This window comes from Acinetobacter sp. WCHA55, assembly GCF_002165305.2.
Classification (GTDB): Bacteria; Pseudomonadota; Gammaproteobacteria; order Pseudomonadales; family Moraxellaceae; genus Acinetobacter.
Genome location: NZ_CP032286.1, coordinates 3154940 through 3172609 on the forward strand (window position 1 = coordinate 3154940; position 17670 = coordinate 3172609).

Below are 17670 nucleotides of genomic sequence, written 5' to 3' on the forward strand. Positions count from 1 at the left end.
TTTGATGGATTTTCCACCAAGCAAACAAAAATCGAGCCGATTATTGTAACGCAAAAAGGCTGATGACCCAAGAGCCATCAGCCAATTTTTGGGGTGAAATTAATATTCCCCCCCCTGGTAACATTACTTAATAGTAATAGTCGCACCAGTTTCTTCAAGTTTTTTCTTAAGTTCTTCAGCTTCTTCTTTAGAAACTGCTTCTTTAAGAACTGAAGGAGCGCCTTCAACCATGTCTTTAGCTTCTTTCAAGCCAAGACCAGTGATTTCACGAACTGCTTTAATCACAGCTACTTTGTTCGCACCGAAAGAAGTCAACTCAACGTTGAATTCTGATTGCTCTTCAGCAGCAGCAGCAGCAGGACCTGCAGCTACAGCTACAGCAGCAGCAGATACGTTGAATTTTTCTTCGAAAGCAGAAATAAGTTCAACAAGTTCAAGAACAGTTTTTTCAGCAACTGCGTTTAAGATTTCTTCGTTTGTTAAAGCCATGAGAGTAACTCCAAATGGGTATTAAATGATGTGTGTTTAAGTTTGAGCTTATGCAGCTTCTGACTCGTTTTTCTCTTGAAGCGCTGTAAGTAAGCGACCCAATTTCGAAATAGGAGCTTGAAGAACATTTGCAAGCATAGTAAGCGCTTTCTCTTGGTTTGGAAGATTCGCGATAACGCTAACTTCTGCGCCTTGATAAAGTTTGCCTTCAAATGCAGCAGCTTTAAGTTCAAATGCTTTGTTAGTTTTCGCAAATTCTTCGAATAAGCGTGCCGCAGCACCCATATCATCTGCAGAAGTTGAGAAAGCTAAAATTGTTGGGCCAACAAGGTTGTCGTTCAAGATAGCAAATTGCGTATCTTGAAGAGCGCGTTTAGCCAAAGTATTACGTACAACACGTGTAGCAACACCTAACTTACGAGCTTCAACACGAAGAGCAGTTAATTGCTCAACAGTTAAACCTTGGTAGTCAGCAACAACAGCAGCAAACGCAGTAGAAGCAACTTCAGTTACTTCAGCAACGATCTGTTTTTTGCCTTCGATAAGAAGAGCCATTGTAAAACCTCCTAACGGTGATTTATGTACTTACGCGAAGTACACTCCCAATTCGCAAGTTCATCACTGAACTTACACGCGGAGGATGAACAAATCACACCACCGCGTCTACTCAGGCTGGGAAATTAAGAGAGTAATCGAAATTACTCTCGCCTGAGGTCTTTGACGCTGATAAATCTAGATTTACCAATTCAAAGTTTGCCTAAGTTTGCAAGTTGTCCGAGACCGGTTTCTCTTGCGTAATGTTTGAAGCAGTGCTTCAAACATTACTCAGGGCTTTAAAATTCTGTCTAAGTAAAACTTAGTTAGAAACGTTGTTTACATCAACAACAAGACCAGGGCCCATAGTTGAGCTCAAAGTGATCTTTTTGATGTATACACCTTTAGATGTCGCAGGCTTTAACTTTTTCAAGTCTGCAATCAAAGTTTCAACGTTTTGACGAACAGCTTCAGCAGAGAAATCTACTTGACCAATCGCAGCGTGGATAATACCCGCTTTGTCTACACGGTAACGTGCTTGACCAGCTTTTGCATTTTTAACTGCACCAGCTACGTCAGGAGTTACAGTACCCACTTTAGGGTTTGGCATTAAGCCACGTGGACCAAGAATCGTACCCAACTTACCCACAACGCGCATTGCATCAGGAGCAGCAATTACTACGTCAAAGTCAAGGTTACCCGCTTGAATGCTTTCAGCAAGGTCATCAAAACCAACTACGTCCGCGCCTTCAGCCTTCGCAGCTTCAGCAGCAGCGCCTTGAGCAAACACAGCTACACGTACAGTTTTACCAGTACCTGCAGGAAGTGTAGTCGCGCCACGAACAACTTGGTCAGATTTACGAGGGTCAACACCTAGGTTTACCGCAACATCCAAAGATTCTTTGAATTTCGCAGCAGGAAGACCAGCAAGAACAGCTACTGCTTCTTCTAAAGTGTAAACTTTGTTTGCTTCAATAGCAGCAGCAATGGCTTTTTGACGTTTAGTTAACTTTGCCATGTCTTATAGCTCCACTTCCAAGCCCATAGAACGTGCAGAACCAGCAATGGTACGAACACGTGCGTCTAAATCAGCACCAGTTAAATCTGGTTCTTTAGTAGTCGCGATTTCTTCCAATTGAGCACGAGTCAACTTACCAACTTTAGTTTTGTTAGGTACAGCAGAACCCTTTTGGATACCAGCAGCCTTCTTAAGAAGAATAGATGCAGGCGGAGTTTTCATGATGAATGTGAACGACTTGTCGTTGTACACAGTGATCACGACTGGAATTGGCAAACCAACTTCAAGTTTTTGTGTCGCAGCATTGAATTCTTTACAGAATGCCATGATGTTAACACCACGTTGACCCAATGCAGGACCAATCGGTGGAGATGGATTCGCTTTACCAGCTGGAACTTGCAGCTTGATATAGCCGTCAATCTTCTTAGCCATTTCAAATTACCTCTGGGTACAAACGCCGATGAAGGCTCCCCATTTTCTAAGTAACGATACCGTTACAACAACAATGCCTGACTTATAAATAAGTCAGGCGTTTTTCAACCACTTCCAATTAAACTGATTTTTCGACTTGGCGAAATTCCAGCTCAACCTGAGTTGGTCGATTAAATACATTAATGGTCAACGTTAAACGTGACTTTTCGTATAGAACCTCTTCCACCACACCTTTAAAGTCTGTGAATGGACCGTCAATTACGAGTAATTCTTCGCCTGGTTCAAACATCGTCTTCGGACGTGGTGCTTCACCAGTATTGCGTACACGAGCAAGAATCGCATCTGCTTCACGTTGGGTAATTGGCGCCGGTTTCTCAGCCGTACCACCAATAAAACCTAAAACTTTTGGACATTCTTTAACAATGTGCCAAGTTTCATCATTCATTTCCATTTCGACCAACACATAGCCTGGAAAGAACTTACGTTCAGATTTACGCTTCTTACCATCCTTCATTTCTACCACTTCTTCGGTAGGAACAAGAACTTCACCAAAGCTATCGGCTACAGCGCTACGCTGGATTCGATCATTAAGTGAACGCATCACTTGTTTTTCATAACCTGAATAGGCATGAATAATGTACCAACGTTTCATAGCTCTCTTACCCGATAATAAACTTCATTAACCAGCCCAAAATATAGTCAAAACACCATAATAAAATGGATGCAACAACTACAACCGCAAGCACCTGCCAAGATGTGGTCATGGTCTCTTGCTTCGTTGGCCAAGTCACTCGACGCAGCTCAATTCGTGAGTCTTTCAACAAACGAGCAAAGCCTTTGCCTTGATGGGTGGCATATAATAAACCGAATGCCACGATGATACAAGCCAAAATTACCCCAACGCGCACCCAGATATCGTTGGCTGGTGCCCAATACGCTGGTAGGTGTTGATTCACCATGGTCGCACCAATTAATAAAATCAATGCGATAATCCATAAGACGACGTCTAAGGGAGAACCAGATTTAACTACTTCAGCAGAATTATTTCTTTGAGGGATTGCCGCGTCGCTTTGTGCGTCGCGTAATTTTTCATTCGACATTTTTGTACTCGTCGTAGGTTTCGCGACTTATTATATGACCAGTTTTGCCGACATCAAGCGTCTTTTATAAAAAAGTTGGCAGGCCAGGAGGGACTCGAACCCCCAACATTCGGTTTTGGAGACCGACGCTCTACCAATTGAACTACTGACCTGCAAAACAAATTGGAGTCGAAACCCCAATTTGTAATTTTATTTTATAATTATGCAGTTACTTTAGCAACTACACCAGCACCAACTGTACGACCACCTTCACGGATCGCAAAACGAAGACCTGGGTCCATTGCGATTGGGTGGATTAATTCTACTGACATTTCTACGTTGTCACCTGGCATAACCATTTCAACGCCATCTTGTAATTTGATCGCGCCAGTTACGTCAGTTGTACGGAAGTAGAACTGTGGACGGTAACCGTTAAGGAATGGAGTGTGACGACCACCTTCTTCTTTAGAAAGTACGTATACTTCTGCATCGAATTTAGTGTGTGGCTTGATTGCACCTGGTTTAGCAAGTACTTGACCACGTTGTACGTCTTCACGTTTAGTACCACGTAGAAGAACACCACAGTTCTCGCCCGCACGACCTTCGTCTAGAAGTTTACGGAACATTTCTACGCCAGTTACAGTTGTTTTAACTGTATCTTTAATACCAACGATTTCAACTTCTTCGCCTACTTTCACGATACCAGTTTCTACACGGCCAGTTACTACTGTACCACGACCAGAAATAGAGAATACGTCTTCGATTGGCATTAAGAATGCTTGGTCGATTGCACGTACTGGCTCTGGAATGTAAGTGTCAAGCGCGTCAACAAGAGCAACAACTGCTTCTTCGCCATACTGACCAGCGTCACCGTTAAGTGCAAGAAGAGCTGAACCACGGATAACTGGAGTGTCATCACCTGGGAAGTCATAAGTAGAAAGAAGTTCACGAACTTCCATTTCTACCAATTCAAGAAGTTCTTCATCATCAACAAGGTCACACTTGTTAAGGAATACAAGAATGTAAGGTACACCCACCTGACGAGAAAGAAGGATGTGTTCACGAGTCTGTGGCATTGGACCATCAGTCGCAGCACATACAAGGATCGCGCCGTCCATCTGAGCAGCACCAGTAATCATGTTTTTAACATAATCGGCGTGGCCCGGGCAGTCTACGTGTGCGTAGTGACGAGTTGGAGAATCGTATTCTACGTGTGAAGTATTAATTGTAATACCACGTGCTTTTTCTTCTGGTGCAGAGTCAATTGCAGCGTAGTCTTTCGCTTCACCACCGAATTTCTTCGCACATACAGTTGCAATTGCAGCTGTTAAAGTTGTTTTACCATGGTCAACGTGACCGATTGTGCCCACGTTAACGTGTGGCTTATTACGTTCAAACTTAGCCTTAGCCATGTTCATATTCCTCGTTTACGTCGAACACAGGTATAAACAACTCAGTATCGACACATCGCCTAAAAAATCAAACACCAAATACTTGAAAAGCAGACTAATAAGCCTGCTTCTTTAAAAATTTGTAGAAATTCTACTAAACTGTAATCTGGAGCTCTTATCGAGATTTGAACTCGAGACCTCTCCCTTACCAAGGGAGTGCTCTACCACTGAGCTATAAGAGCAAATATAAAACTTCAAATGGAGCGGGAGACGAGGGTCGAACTCGCGACATGTAGCTTGGAAGGCTACCGCTCTACCAACTGAGCTACTCCCGCACGATGTTGGTACAAAGACCACTTTCTTGAAGCCTTAAAATTGGTGGTGAGGGAAGGATTCGAACCTTCGAAACTTTCGTAGCGGAGTTACAGTCCGCCCCCTTTGACCGCTCGGGAACCTCACCATTTTACACTTACTTCAGTGTCGCTCTTTACTCAACTATTCAACCTTCTAAGATGGTGCCGGCACACGGATTCGAACTGTGGACCTACTGATTACAAGTCAGTTGCTCTACCAACTGAGCTATGCCGGCGCTTCTTAGTGTTTCGTACGTTTCGTATCGGAACGGTGTGCAGTTTAGCAAAACTCAAAATCCTTGCAAGTGTTTTTTTCAAAAAAAACGTCAAAAACTCACAAAATCAATCCATTTGACGATAATTCAACCGCTTTGATCACTGCGCGAGCTTTTATTTGGGTTTCATTCCACTCAGATTCAGGATTTGAGTCATAAACAAGCCCCGCTCCTGCCTGAACATAGACCTTATTTTCACGAATAACACAGGTACGAATCGCAATCGACATGTCCATTTCGCCATGCCAGCCTAAATAACCAACAGCACCACCAAAAATTCCACGTTTTACGGGCTCAACTTGGTCAATAATTTCCATCGCACGGATTTTTGGCGCACCTGAAAGTGTACCTGCAGGGAAAGTTGCCTTAAAAACATCCAAAGCATCCACATCATCACGAACTTCACCTTGCACATTGGAAACAATATGCATGACATGCGAATAACGTTCGATCACCATTTGATCAGTCACTTGCACTTTGCCAATTTTCGAGACGCGACCGACATCATTTCGACCCAAGTCAATCAGCATTAAATGTTCAGCAATCTCTTTTTCATCCGACAGCAAGTCTTGCTCAAGCGCCAAATCTTCTTCTTTGGTTTTACCACGCGGTCGCGTTCCTGCCAGCGGACGCACGGTTGCAATTCCATTTTCAAGCCGCGATAAAATTTCTGGGGAAGAACCGACAATATGAAAAGGCTGATTGTTTTCCAAAGTTTGTCCTTGCACCAAGAACAAATAAGGCGATGGGTTCAAATGACGTAACGCACGATAGACTTGCAAAGGTTCACCATCGAAGTCAGAGACCATGCGATGCCCTGGCACCACCTGCATCACATCGCCTGCACGGATATACTCTTTCACCGTTTCAATCGATTCTAAGAATTTTGCTTTGCCCGTGAGTGACTCAAAATGCGGTGCAGTATGTGGCGTGGCTTTTAGGCTAATGGGCGTTGCAAGCAAATCTTCCAATGCATCCAGTTGCTGCTGAGCTTGTTTATACGCATCCGCGTCAACCACATCAGCATGCACGATCAGAAATAGCGTATCTTTTAAGTTATCAAACACAATCACTGTTTTAGACAGCATCATCCAAATATCAGGCAAACCCACTGGGTCTGCTTCTGGCGCGTTATTTAAACGCGGTTCAATGTAACGTACCGCATCATAACCAAAGTAACCCACCAAGCCCCCTGTAAAGCTTGGCAGAGCAGGTAAATCCACTTGGGTAGGTACTTTATATTGCGATTGAAAATCTCGGATGAATTGGAACGGATCTGTACAAAGTTGTTTTTCTATGGTGCCGTCGGCTTGTTGAATGGTTAGCTCACCCGCGTTACACGAGAAAACTGTAGATTCACCTAAACCAATAATCGAGTAGCGCGCCCAGTTCTCCCCCCCTTCCACAGATTCAAACAAATAAGCTTGCTTATGCTCTTTCAAGCGCGCAAAGACAGACAATGGTGTCTCGGTATCGGCTAAGCGCTGACGATAGACTGGAATCAGGTTATAACCTGCTGTTTTGAGTTGATCAAATTGAGTTTGCGTTGTCATGAGTGTTCTCTATTTTTTCAATATGGCGTGATCAGTTTTTAAAATTAGTGCTTTGAGTTTCGCCATCGAAAAACCATATGTTTACTCATGTTCATTCCTTCGTTTACAAAGTTACCCAATCAGTTCACACAGATTATCCACCACTTGCTGTGGCTGACAGTCTAAAATATTTTCACCATGATTATAGCCATAGCTGACCACAACACAATCAATACCCGCACGGCGTGCAGCCTCAACATCATTGGATGAGTCCCCAATCATTAAGACCTGATCTTTGCTTTGTGCATATTGCTCAACACAATGTAACAATTGACGCGGATGAGGTTTGCGCTCTTCGAAACGATCTCCACCGATGACATCCGCAAAATAATGGTTCATGCCTAAGTGATCGACAATAGCACGTGCAGGCAATTCAGGTTTATTGGTCACACAAATCATGGTTTTCTTTTGTGCCAAGCCCCATTCTAAAAATTCAAGAATGCCATCGAAAGGTCGAGTTTCTACACATGGGTCAGCATTATAAATTTTTAAAAATGTATCCAATAATTGTTGTTGCTGGGCAGGATCAACTTTACCCGTTAAATACTGCAAGGTGCTTTGACAAAACAGCGCCGTTCCCTTGCCCACCCAGATCCGTACCTGTGCCTCAGTAACAGTAGGCAGTTGCAAAGCATTCAGACTCATATTCATGGCACGATGTAAATCTGTTGCTGAATCAACCAAGGTTCCATCTAGATCGAAAAGTAAAACCTCTCGCTGTGCCACATTTGCAATATTCATTCGCCCTCACCCATTTTTATCATGTACTGCCCAAAAACAATCAAGGCATGCTTGTGCATGCCTTGATTGTAGTGCGATCTGCATTTTATTTGAACATCAGCCAAGCAATAATCGCTAAAATAATCAAGACAATAATCGAGATTAACCCCAACGAGGCATTTTTCTGAGTTTCAAGCTCTTGCGTAACCTGTACTTTTGGAACCTCATTGTTCTCAACCTGAGGTGCGCTAGGCGCATTCAAATCCCCCCCTGCTGGAATAGGAGCGGGTTTCGGAATACCGACATTTTGTGGCATACCATCACGCGTTAAACTCACATTACCATCGCGTTCTTTTAGCTCAGGCATGCCCTGATCGTTCATATGCTGTGCTGCCGTTTTCGGCTGTTCTGGCTCCACAGCAGGCTTGTCAGCACTCACTTCCGCTTGGGCCGTTTCTGAAGCTGCCACCGCTTCAGATGGTTGGTTAATCGGCGCATCAACCACAGTTGCACCCAAAGTTGCAGCTTCTAACGATTCCACTACGTTTTCTAGCGCTTTAGCAGGCTCAAAGACTGAAAACTTTAAGCTTGCAAACTGGACAATATCACCCTGCTTCAACAACGTTTCTGCCGCAATTTGCACATCATTCACATATGTGCCATTTGAAGAACCCAAGTCTTGTAACCACAAAGACTGGTCTTTCAGTAAAAAGGCCGCATGTTTACGCGAAATTTCAGATTGTTGTAATAAAATATCCGCCGTTTGATGACGACCGACCAACATATCACGGTCAATGCTAATTTCCTGACCCGTTAATTCGCCAGTAATTGCTTGTATTTTCCAAGTCATGACTTATCTCTCTATGTGCTGATTTATGATAACACAGAGAATATTCTTTACCATTTCACCTCCTCTTACAGATGAATGGCAGGACAGCTAGGCTGCACCTATCGAGACATTCTCAGTATATCGCTCAGGGATGGAATAGCTTGTCGATACCGCCTGTGCCAAGCGACCACCTTGAACATTTTGCATCATCAGGTTCAAGCCTAGCTGAGAATAAACCGTTGGGTATAGCTGACGCGAGGTGGTATTTTTAGGAACATTAGCAATCGGCTGTTTACGAATCGCAGGCTCAATGGCCACAGGCGTTGTTTCAACCATCGGTTGGGTTGTGGTTGGACTGCTTGGCACTTGTTGATACGATTGTGGCAAGGCCGGCTTGGTTGATGTCACAGGCAAACGCTGTTGGAAGACATCATCGACATTTTCAGGCAATTTAGCAAAGCTACCATCTTTATCCATGGCCAACTGCAAGCTATAAAGCTGACTGTAACGCTGTTGAGAAAGGCGACGCGCAGACTCTCCATCTCCCACAATCGTCGGATGAATGAAAACCAGCAAATTGCGCTTCTGATCTGACTTACCATCTGAGCGGAATAAACGCCCCAACCCTGGTATTGCACCAAGGCCTGGAATAGATTGGCGTGAATAAGCCGTGTTATCCGAAATCAAGCCACCTAAAACAATGGTATTGCCATGTTCCGCCAAGACCGAAGTTTTAATTGCGCGTTTACTGGTGACCAAATCCTGTGCTTCACCTTTATTGGTTTTGACATCTGAAACTTCTTGTTCAATCTCTAAGCGAATGGTTCCACCTTCACCAATATGCGGCACTACCTTAAGCGTTACACCTACATCTTTACGCTCAATGGTAGTGTAGGGGTTGGCTGTACCTGAAGAGGTGGTAGAAACTGAGCCTGTTACAAAGGGCACATTTTCACCCACGACGATATAGGCCTCTTCATTATCCATAGTGACAATCGATGGAGTAGACAGCAAATTCGACTTGGTATTACTTTTTAGCGCCTGAATCATCGCACCATATAACTGACGCGAGCCATCACTGCCTTCTTTATAATCCCCAAGGATCAGTGAGCCACCTGCACCGATTGCACTTGCAGCCCCTGCCCCGCCCCCCGTTAAATAATTTGCAGCAATACTTTTGAGACTCGAACCGATATTGTCAAAATTGATAATTCCAACACCACTACTTAAATCACCCATCGCCCATTGTACGCCCAATTGGTCGGCATCGTTACCCTCCACCTCGAGAATAGTCGCCTCAATCAGGACTTGCTGACGACGGGTATCTAACTGTTGAATAGCTGACTCGATTTCACGCATCAACTGAGGGTCTGCTTTGACCACCAACGCATTTTGCGAACTATCGGCAATAATACTCACCCCATTGCTGTTAAAGCTGGTGATGTTGTTCTGATTGCGATTGGACTGGCTATTTAAATTAATACTGGGTGTGGAAATTTGTGAAGATGAACCTTCACTGGAACTATTATTTTGGTTATAGCTGGAATTACTATTGTTATTACTGTCATTAAGCTCGCTAGAATTAACAGCCTGTCCTGAGACCAAACCTTGTAAAATTTCGGATAAGCTTTTGGCGCTGGCATATTTTAAGCGGAACACTTTCAAGCCCCCCAAACGCTCCGCAGCAGGCACATCCAGCATCTCAATCATTTGGCGAATACGTTTACGTGTCGCGGTATCCCCTTTTAAAATAATCCGATTGGTACGGTTATCTGCAATGATCCGTATTCTGGAACCTTTTAAATCTTTGATTGAGCCCGTTCCGCTCATACTTTCCAGTAACCCAATCATTTCCTCAGCCTGACTCGATTGCAACGACACCGCTTCGATGTCATTTTGTCCCGTCCCATCCAAATTACGGATAATGGTTTCAAGCTGATAAATATTGCTAGCACGATCGGAAACAATCAGTGCATTGGTGCCATTCACTGCAGATAAATGTGCAAACTGCGGCATCAATGGACGCAATGCAGGAATCAAATCATTGGCATTGGTGTTTTCCAACCAAATCACTCGCGTCACAACCTGATCGCCTGTGGCACGGTGACGAATATCATAGGGAATGCCTGAACTTTTAACATTACTGTCAGGCACAATTTTAATGGTCCGACCAGAAGGAATCGCGACTACACCATTGACATTCAAGACCCCTAAGAACAAGTCGTAGACTTCTTGCTTATTCAACGCTTTGTTTGAAATCACCGTGACATTGCCGCGTACCCGTGGATCAACTGCAAAGTTTTTCCCCGTAATATCTGCAACTTCATTAATAAATGCAGTTAAGTCTGCATCGCGCAGATTAATTTTCCATGTTTGTGCATAGCTGGCTGTACTCACCATGGCAAGCAAAGGTGCTGCGATTGTCAGTGCCCAAACAGGGCGGTGATTCAATAAAGCCATAAATCCAAGTCATTCCTAACTAATATTGGTGATGCTCGATCACTGAAAATTCTGTTGTACCGTAATGATACGATCACCACGTTTCACTTCTATTTTTACTTGTCCTTCACGGCGCGCACGTTCTAACAGCTGCGCGTCGTTTTGCCCCTGTCCGATCGTTTGACCATTTAAAGACATAATCTGATCTCCAGCCTGCAAGCCTAAACGGCTTCGTAGTGCAGCCGGTGTTTGCTCAGTGACTTGATAACCCTGCCCCGTGTTATTGGTATTTACACCCAAATCTTTTAAATATTGCTCACGATCTTGTTGTAAGTTCTGTACTGCTTGACCTAATGCTTGCTGCTCTTGACTCACAGCAGGAGCTACAACAGGTGCTGTTACAGGGGGCACAATTTGCTGATCTAAATTATCAATCCCTTGAAAAAACAATTCTCGGGTTTGCCCACTGTTATTTTTGAGAAGCACGCGATCCCAATACACCTCTGACAAATAATAAGCGCTGCCTTCGATGTTTTCCCCGACCCGATAGCGCTCTGCCACATTATTTGCCTTAATCACAGCAGATGAGAACTGACTGGGTTGTCCAACCACCACCCCTTGTAGCTGTAAATTGAGCTGATCATCTGCGGGATTCTTACTTTGCTCTGCAAATAGCGCAAAATTGGTAATATGCGGAACTTGGGGTTGCTGTGAACCCAATTCAACGCGCGGCATTTGCATAACTTGTGGTGGTGCCACCCAAAGCCAAAACAAGCCAGCCAACTTCCAGCATAGCGCCAAGATCAAAAGCATTAAACACAGGGGTGCTACGCGCTCAAACTGTTTCTGATTCAGCTCTGGTAATTTTTGCAGATCAAAACCCATTAAAAGCCTCCACTGAGTAAAGGCTGACGTGAACTCACCACATAATTATCTAGACCTGCTTTGCCTTGATATGACGGGACATTCAACATGAGACGCTGGGTTAATTGCACATCTAGCATCAAGCTTGGGTCGATGGTCAGATTCATCAGTTTTTGTTGTCGTTGATCGCGCAAATCGATCATCAGCTTATTTTGCTCCTGCGACAAACGACCCGCCAACGATGGAATCTGCATTTGTTGCGGGCGCTGCGCAAAGATATACATGAGTTCGCCACCTGCCCATTGTATTCCCCCATCCACCTGATCAAATCCTTGCTCTTTTTTATAGTTAAAATCAATTTTTTGTAACTGAATCGCATTACTCGGCCATTGCCAATTGGCCAACGACTTTAACGTTTCGGGTGCAATTTGTCCGTTTAAATCACGCACCATTATTTTTTTTCCAAACCCATAAGCCAAAACGCCTTCAAGCTTAGTATTGGCACTATAAATTTCAAGATTCGCACCTGCACGAAGGAGCAGTAAATCTAAAGGTCGGGTGGTCCAAAGGACAGTTCCACGCAATTTTCCAGTTTGCCAATCGGCCTGTCCATGCCAAATATTACCGCTGACGTTGTGTAAAACTTGGTTGTTTTTATAAAATTTTGCAAACAGCCATGCCGCAGGAATTTGCAGCAAAACAAAAATTAAAAAGGCAACGACTGCAAACATCCACCACGTGATGTATTTAGGTTTTGTGATTCTCCCACCACGAACTTTCAATTATTCTTCCTTGCTTCATTTCTTGTCTTTCTTTGATAGACATTATGCATAATTTTACAACAACACCAAACTTTAACTATAAAAAAAACCAAGCAGATGATGCTTGGTTTTTTGAGCTTATGTCACATCTGTGACAAGGTGATGACTTAGATTAGAAAATCTTCAAGCTTCGCACCTTTTTCTAACTGAGCCACTAACCAACGTGGTTGCTTACCACGGCCAGTCCATGTCTCCGCAGCATTGCCTTTGTTACGGTAACGTGGTTCAACCGACTTACGTGTGCCTTTTTTACGCTTAGTCGCGCCAAACTCTAAAATTTGTTCAATGCTTAAGCCTACATTTTCCGCAATCGCGTTAATTTGGGTATAAGCATCTTCAATTGCTTGATCTTTTTTAGATGCAATTAAAGCTTCCGCTTCGATTTGTAGACGCTTTAACTCTTCTACGGATAAATTACTAATATCTGGCATTACATTAACTCCATTAACCAACATTTTATTTACTGAGTCTATTTAATAATATTTTGATTAGACCAAAGACTCAACTCATCCATGACTTAAACAACAATACTTAGACAGTATTTATATAGTCTAGCGACTTTTAAAATAAATAAAAAGGTATTTTATATTTGGTGACCGACCGTTAACTCAAATTCCTTGAGTTTTTTACGCACCAGCTCAGGAATTAATGTTTTCTGCATATTGGTTTTATCGACACAAACAATGACTGCTTCTGCTTCCGCAACGAATGCTTGTTGCTGTTCACTCCATAATAAATAGTGCATACGAAATGCACTGTTTCTGAGTTCCTCAATACGCGCACTAATTTTTAATTGGTCTGGATAAAATACTGGTTTTAAATATTTGCACTGATTTGATGCAACAACAGTTAGTACATCCGCAGATAAAATACCCGTATGTTCAATATAAGCCAAACGCGCACTTTCAACATAACGATAATACATGACATTATTAACATGACCAAAGGCATCCATATCTCCCCAAGCCACGTGTTGAGTATAAACCAATGGGTAATCTAAAACGCTCTGCATTATGCACCTATATTTTCATTTCTACAAAATTTGCATTATTTTCAAAAATTAAATTTAACTGTTTAATTAAATCCTCATCGCCATTTAAGGTCGATTTGATTCTTAAATAGTTCATTAATACATTATCGGGATATAAACTTAATAACGCATCTGCCTGCTCTTGCATGCCTAAAGCAGTATAAATATGCCACTTAGCAAAACTCAAAACTGGCACACTCATATACTTCGCTTCCCATGCTTCTATGTGTTGCTGTAAGTCCACATAATCGGGTTGCTGTTTCAATAGTTGCTGCTGGAACCACAAATAAAACACTTCCGAATTAAACTGCTGATTGAGCAAATAAATCGACAAATATTGGTGCTGTTCACTCATGTCTGGTATACGTGCTAACAACTTAAGCCACAGCAATTGAACATCATAACTGCGACTGAAAATCTGATCAGACAAGTCCAAATAACGTTGTTTTAAATCCTCTAAATTTTCATAATTGGCTTGATCAAATTTTATCAATAAACGCTTCAGCCATGCTTTTTTCACATCTTGATCTAAATGACCATATTGGGTTGAACGTAAATACAGCCATGGAAATTGAATCGCAAAACGTCCCCATAGCTCTTTTAAACAAGCTTCATAAGCGGCTTGCACGTCTTTAAGCCAAGGTGAAAGTTCATGTTGATTGAGAAACTCTAGATGAGTTAACGCTTGTTCTGCATCTTCTTGTGCCAAGAAAAGCTCAATGCGCTGCAGTTCGGCCAACTCAAAAGCCATGGCATTGCTTTGGCTCAAGGCGCTTAGGGCTTCAGGGAACTGCTCCTTCATCAGATATAAACGTGCATCGATAATACTTTTGAGCAAGCCCGACTGCGCGAAGGCATTTTGAATAAAGGCCTGCTGATCTCGACCTGCATCTAACAACCAGATCACAGCCAATTGCTCGTAGGGATGTAAATTTTTAAAATCAAAAACAGTTTCCGCTTTGCGTTTTTCTCGACTGAGATAACGTTTTAGCCCCAACCAAACCAAATGCAAGCTAAAACTAAGCACCGCTAGAGCAATAAATACGACCCAAAGATTGGTTTGTAACTGCCAATCATGCCAAAACACATAGACATAACCTGCACCATGCCCATAACTCAAGACACTCAGCGCGGCAATTGCAATTAAACTCACCAAGCCATAAGCAATCAGTATTTGTTTCATTCCATTACCCCAGCAACGCACGCGTACTTAAAATAGGCGTTGGAACAACCACCAATGTTTTCAGCTTATTCAGCTGTTTTAGTAGCTCTTTGGCTTTAGGGTCTGGAAGTTGTTGGATCAACAGCATCACTTCGGTTAAGTCTTTTTGATATTCGCTATATTGCCCTGCAGCTAAGGCTTGGCGTGCCAACAATAAACGTAACTGTGCTTCTTTCAGCACAATTTGTCGTTGCATTAACGCTGTTGCAGGTGCTTGCGCAGGTTCGAGCCTCAACCATTGCTTCCAAAAGGGTTCGGACGTATCGCGCGTGGTGTTTAACTGAGGTTGTTGTATTTCTCGATTTAAGGCCTGATCAATCTGTTGCAGCTGACGATTAATCAGCGCTTGCTGCTCATTACGCTCAGCCACAAATTTCTGAATAGTTTGCATATCTCGTGCTATCACCTGATGCAAACTTTGCTTCAACGCCACAGCCAAGTTGTATTTTTCCAGTTGCATATCTAAAAAAGCCAATTTATCGGTGGCCACCACATACTGCTGTTGCTTTAAGGCAAACTCAACCAAGTCCAACTGTTGATTAATAAACAAAATAGGATCAATACCCTCAACCACCAACTCGGTAGGTTGGCTACTTATCGAATTCACTATTGCAGGGGCTTGTTTCAAAGTTTCTTTTTGACGCTGTAGAGCCACGACTTGATCGTTTAAATTTGCACTGCGCTGTTCAATTTGGTGCATTTCATTGAGCAAAGTGACTTGCTGTGCACTCAGCCCCCACACGTCATAACTTAGCTTTGCAATCCACGCCAATGCAGCCATCAATACAATGATAAGAATCTTCTTCATGCGTTCCCTTGCTCACTTTGTAACAACTGTACAATCGTGGCTGTCTTTAAATCTTTCAGTACACTCATTTTAAACTGCACATGCATTTGCTGTTGATACTGTTTCAATATCTGTGCCAAACGCTCACCTAACACCAAAAAGTGTCCTTTTTGCAGGAGCTGAATATTTGAATCCAATAGGGCTAACCAATTCAGCCAACTGGCCTCACTGCTGATCAGTGTGACATAGTCCTTCTGTTCTGATAAACATTGAATCAATTCAGCCTGTTGCCGCATCGTTTCATTGGGACAATGGCGCTCATACAAAACAAAGTTCAGTATAAGACGGCTCTGTTGCATTAAGGTGTCCATCATAAACTGACGCCCACCTTCTCCGCGCCAAAATGCAATACTCGCATCACTGGCTAAGTTCTGCAAAACAGGCAGTTGTAACATCCCTTCGGAGGTTTCCACCTCAGGCACCACACTGTCCAAGCCATATTCAGCCAAAGCCTGTGCTGTTTTTTGTCCGACTGCAATCCATTGAATATGCTGTAAATCAGACACCGTTAAACCACTTTGCGGCAAATGTGCCATACCAAACTGCACAGCACTAGGGCTGACCACCACAATCACTTGGGCGTACACTAGCTGCTGATACAAGCGTGCCAAATCATGACTCCACGCTCTGGGCAACAACTCCAGTAACGGCAATGGATAGACTTCAACAGCCTGTTGCACCAGCACCTGAGTGAGGCCTGCCGCGCGATCAACAGGGCGCGTATTAATAAACAGCATCGTTAAGAAATATTAGTGATAAAAGGCTTTGAGTAAGTCACCAGCACCTTGAGCCAATAACTCTTGTGCAAGGACAACGCCCAAATGCTCGGCTTCCGCGGCATCACCCGCCACTTGTGCTTTGAGGAGCGTTTGCCCATCGACACTCCCCACACGCCCTTCGAGCTGAATGCGGTTGTCTGCTAAAGTGGCATAGCCTGCAATAGGTACCTGACATCCACCTTCAAGATAAGCATTGAAAGCACGTTCAGCGCGAACACAGGTATCGGTTTCTACATGTAATAAAGGATGAATTAAATCCAATACCGCTTGATCATTCGCACGACATTCTAGCCCTAAAGCGCCCTGACCCACGGCAGGCAAACTAAACTCCGGTCGAATGGTATGACGAATACGCTCTGCCAAACCCAAGCGTTTTAATCCAGCACTGGCCAAAATAATGGCATCGTACTGACCCGCATCTAGCTTAGATAAACGCGTTCCCACGTTGCCACGTAAGTCGATAATCTCTAGGTCAGGTCGTTGTTTTAAAATTTGGCATTTACGGCGTAAACTCGAAGTGCCAACCTTCGCCCCATGTGGCAATGTATCAAAACTCGCGTAACTATTCGACACAAAGGCATCTAAAGGATCTTCACGCTCACAAATGACAGCCAGTGATAACCCTTCAGGCAAAGCCATTGGAACATCTTTCATCGAATGCACTGCCAAATCGGCACGACCATCCAATAACGCTGCTTCAAGCTCTTTGACAAATAAACCTTTGCCACCAATTTTTGCCAATGGCGTATCTAAAATTTTGTCCCCTTGGGTAACAAAAGTCACCAACTCTACTGTGAGCCCCGCATGCAGTGCTTCTAAACGAGCACGAATATGTTCAGCTTGCCAAAGAGCAAGCGGGCTTTGTCGAGTAGCGATCTTTAGGGTTTTCATAAATTTTAGTATGTGCCAATAAGAATGAAACTATCTTAAACTGAATTTCCCTCATTGGAAATGTA

19 protein-coding genes and 5 tRNA genes are annotated in these 17670 nt (G+C 43.3%); all 24 read right to left on the reverse strand.

The window, feature by feature from the left end:
• Positions 1-123: 123 nt before the first annotated feature.
• Positions 124-489 (reverse strand): 50S ribosomal protein L7/L12, encoded by a 366-nt coding sequence (gene rplL / locus CDG62_RS17935; protein WP_004692767.1) that lies wholly within the window; start codon positions 487-489, stop codon positions 124-126.
• 48 nt (positions 490-537) lie between these two features.
• On the reverse strand, positions 538-1044 hold the full coding sequence (rplJ, locus tag CDG62_RS17940; RefSeq protein ID WP_087528632.1) for a 50S ribosomal protein L10: 507 nt from the start codon (positions 1042-1044) through the stop codon (positions 538-540).
• A 301-nt stretch (positions 1045-1345) separates the two neighbouring features.
• A complete protein-coding gene (rplA, locus tag CDG62_RS17945) occupies positions 1346-2041 on the reverse strand; it encodes a 50S ribosomal protein L1 (protein ID WP_010325731.1) in 696 nt (231 codons plus the stop codon).
• Between the two features lie 3 nt (positions 2042-2044).
• Positions 2045-2473 (reverse strand): 50S ribosomal protein L11, encoded by a 429-nt coding sequence (gene rplK / locus CDG62_RS17950; RefSeq protein WP_004668262.1) that lies wholly within the window; start codon positions 2471-2473, stop codon positions 2045-2047.
• A gap of 118 nt (positions 2474-2591) precedes the next feature.
• Positions 2592-3125, reverse strand: coding sequence for a transcription termination/antitermination protein NusG (gene nusG / locus CDG62_RS17955; RefSeq protein WP_004692772.1), 534 nt, complete (start codon positions 3123-3125; stop codon positions 2592-2594).
• Positions 3126-3132: 7 nt separating this feature from the next.
• Positions 3133-3573, reverse strand: coding sequence for a preprotein translocase subunit SecE (gene secE, locus CDG62_RS17960; protein WP_004692774.1), 441 nt, complete (start codon positions 3571-3573; stop codon positions 3133-3135).
• A gap of 76 nt (positions 3574-3649) precedes the next feature.
• Positions 3650-3725: transfer RNA gene (locus CDG62_RS17965), tRNA-Trp, on the reverse strand.
• Between the two features lie 48 nt (positions 3726-3773).
• Complete coding sequence (tuf, locus tag CDG62_RS17970; protein ID WP_010325730.1) at positions 3774-4964, reverse strand: elongation factor Tu; 1191 nt, start codon at positions 4962-4964, stop codon at positions 3774-3776.
• Positions 4965-5110: 146 nt separating this feature from the next.
• A tRNA-Thr gene (locus CDG62_RS17975) sits at positions 5111-5185 on the reverse strand.
• A 17-nt stretch (positions 5186-5202) separates the two neighbouring features.
• Positions 5203-5278, reverse strand: a tRNA-Gly gene (locus tag CDG62_RS17980).
• A gap of 41 nt (positions 5279-5319) precedes the next feature.
• Positions 5320-5403, reverse strand: a tRNA-Tyr gene (locus CDG62_RS17985).
• 53 nt (positions 5404-5456) lie between these two features.
• A tRNA-Thr gene (locus CDG62_RS17990) sits at positions 5457-5532 on the reverse strand.
• A gap of 98 nt (positions 5533-5630) precedes the next feature.
• Positions 5631-7124 (reverse strand): anthranilate synthase component I, encoded by a 1494-nt coding sequence (gene trpE, locus CDG62_RS17995; protein WP_087528594.1) that lies wholly within the window; start codon positions 7122-7124, stop codon positions 5631-5633.
• A 111-nt stretch (positions 7125-7235) separates the two neighbouring features.
• Positions 7236-7904 (reverse strand): HAD-IA family hydrolase, encoded by a 669-nt coding sequence (locus tag CDG62_RS18000; protein WP_087528593.1) that lies wholly within the window; start codon positions 7902-7904, stop codon positions 7236-7238.
• Positions 7905-7989: 85 nt separating this feature from the next.
• Positions 7990-8733, reverse strand: coding sequence for an FHA domain-containing protein (locus CDG62_RS18005; RefSeq protein ID WP_087528592.1), 744 nt, complete (start codon positions 8731-8733; stop codon positions 7990-7992).
• 87 nt (positions 8734-8820) lie between these two features.
• Positions 8821-11172, reverse strand: a complete 2352-nt coding sequence (gene gspD / locus CDG62_RS18010) for a type II secretion system secretin GspD (protein ID WP_087528591.1) — start codon at positions 11170-11172, stop codon at positions 8821-8823.
• Between the two features lie 39 nt (positions 11173-11211).
• The gene (locus CDG62_RS18015) at positions 11212-12036 is read right to left on the reverse strand and encodes a type II secretion system protein N (RefSeq protein WP_087528590.1); all 825 of its coding nucleotides are present in this window, start codon (positions 12034-12036) and stop codon (positions 11212-11214) included.
• Positions 12036-12746, reverse strand: coding sequence for a type II secretion system protein N (gene gspN / locus CDG62_RS18020; protein ID WP_087528589.1), 711 nt, complete (start codon positions 12744-12746; stop codon positions 12036-12038). The genes CDG62_RS18015 and gspN overlap by 1 nt, the downstream gene beginning before the upstream one ends.
• A gap of 197 nt (positions 12747-12943) precedes the next feature.
• A complete protein-coding gene (locus CDG62_RS18025; protein WP_004692786.1) occupies positions 12944-13267 on the reverse strand; it encodes an H-NS family nucleoid-associated regulatory protein in 324 nt (107 codons plus the stop codon).
• A gap of 152 nt (positions 13268-13419) precedes the next feature.
• Entirely contained in the window at positions 13420-13848 is a 429-nt protein-coding gene (locus CDG62_RS18030; protein WP_087528588.1) for an acyl-CoA thioesterase, read from the reverse strand.
• 7 nt (positions 13849-13855) lie between these two features.
• Positions 13856-15049: a heme biosynthesis protein HemY gene (locus CDG62_RS18035; RefSeq protein WP_087528587.1), complete on the reverse strand. Its 1194-nt coding sequence runs from the start codon at positions 15047-15049 to the stop codon at positions 13856-13858.
• A gap of 4 nt (positions 15050-15053) precedes the next feature.
• On the reverse strand, positions 15054-15896 hold the full coding sequence (locus tag CDG62_RS18040; RefSeq protein WP_087528586.1) for a hypothetical protein: 843 nt from the start codon (positions 15894-15896) through the stop codon (positions 15054-15056).
• Positions 15893-16672, reverse strand: a complete 780-nt coding sequence (locus CDG62_RS18045; protein ID WP_087528585.1) for a uroporphyrinogen-III synthase — start codon at positions 16670-16672, stop codon at positions 15893-15895. The genes CDG62_RS18040 and CDG62_RS18045 overlap by 4 nt, the downstream gene beginning before the upstream one ends.
• Before the next feature lie 12 nt (positions 16673-16684).
• The gene (gene hemC / locus CDG62_RS18050) at positions 16685-17605 is read right to left on the reverse strand and encodes a hydroxymethylbilane synthase (protein ID WP_087528584.1); all 921 of its coding nucleotides are present in this window, start codon (positions 17603-17605) and stop codon (positions 16685-16687) included.
• Positions 17606-17670: the final 65 nt, after the last annotated feature.

Bases quoted from the DNA above. Each gene is read 5' to 3' on its own strand.
- rplL (WP_004692767.1), bottom strand. From the start codon at position 489: ATGGCTTTAACAAACGAAGAAATCTTAAACGCAGTTGCTGAAAAAACT.
- rplJ (WP_087528632.1), bottom strand. From the start codon at position 1,044: ATGGCTCTTCTTATCGAAGGCAAAAAACAGATCGTTGCTGAAGTAACT.
- rplA (WP_010325731.1), bottom strand. From the start codon at position 2,041: ATGGCAAAGTTAACTAAACGTCAAAAAGCCATTGCTGCTGCTATTGAA.
- rplK (WP_004668262.1), bottom strand. From the start codon at position 2,473: ATGGCTAAGAAGATTGACGGCTATATCAAGCTGCAAGTTCCAGCTGGT.
- nusG (WP_004692772.1), bottom strand. From the start codon at position 3,125: ATGAAACGTTGGTACATTATTCATGCCTATTCAGGTTATGAAAAACAA.
- secE (WP_004692774.1), bottom strand. From the start codon at position 3,573: ATGTCGAATGAAAAATTACGCGACGCACAAAGCGACGCGGCAATCCCT.
- tuf (WP_010325730.1), bottom strand. From the start codon at position 4,964: ATGGCTAAGGCTAAGTTTGAACGTAATAAGCCACACGTTAACGTGGGC.
- trpE (WP_087528594.1), bottom strand. From the start codon at position 7,124: ATGACAACGCAAACTCAATTTGATCAACTCAAAACAGCAGGTTATAAC.
- CDG62_RS18000 (WP_087528593.1), bottom strand. From the start codon at position 7,904: ATGAATATTGCAAATGTGGCACAGCGAGAGGTTTTACTTTTCGATCTA.
- CDG62_RS18005 (WP_087528592.1), bottom strand. From the start codon at position 8,733: ATGACTTGGAAAATACAAGCAATTACTGGCGAATTAACGGGTCAGGAA.
- gspD (WP_087528591.1), bottom strand. From the start codon at position 11,172: ATGGCTTTATTGAATCACCGCCCTGTTTGGGCACTGACAATCGCAGCA.
- CDG62_RS18015 (WP_087528590.1), bottom strand. From the start codon at position 12,036: ATGGGTTTTGATCTGCAAAAATTACCAGAGCTGAATCAGAAACAGTTT.
- gspN (WP_087528589.1), bottom strand. From the start codon at position 12,746: ATGTTTGCAGTCGTTGCCTTTTTAATTTTTGTTTTGCTGCAAATTCCT.
- CDG62_RS18025 (WP_004692786.1), bottom strand. From the start codon at position 13,267: ATGCCAGATATTAGTAATTTATCCGTAGAAGAGTTAAAGCGTCTACAA.
- CDG62_RS18030 (WP_087528588.1), bottom strand. From the start codon at position 13,848: ATGCAGAGCGTTTTAGATTACCCATTGGTTTATACTCAACACGTGGCT.
- CDG62_RS18035 (WP_087528587.1), bottom strand. From the start codon at position 15,049: ATGAAACAAATACTGATTGCTTATGGCTTGGTGAGTTTAATTGCAATT.
- CDG62_RS18040 (WP_087528586.1), bottom strand. From the start codon at position 15,896: ATGAAGAAGATTCTTATCATTGTATTGATGGCTGCATTGGCGTGGATT.
- CDG62_RS18045 (WP_087528585.1), bottom strand. From the start codon at position 16,672: ATGCTGTTTATTAATACGCGCCCTGTTGATCGCGCGGCAGGCCTCACT.
- hemC (WP_087528584.1), bottom strand. From the start codon at position 17,605: ATGAAAACCCTAAAGATCGCTACTCGACAAAGCCCGCTTGCTCTTTGG.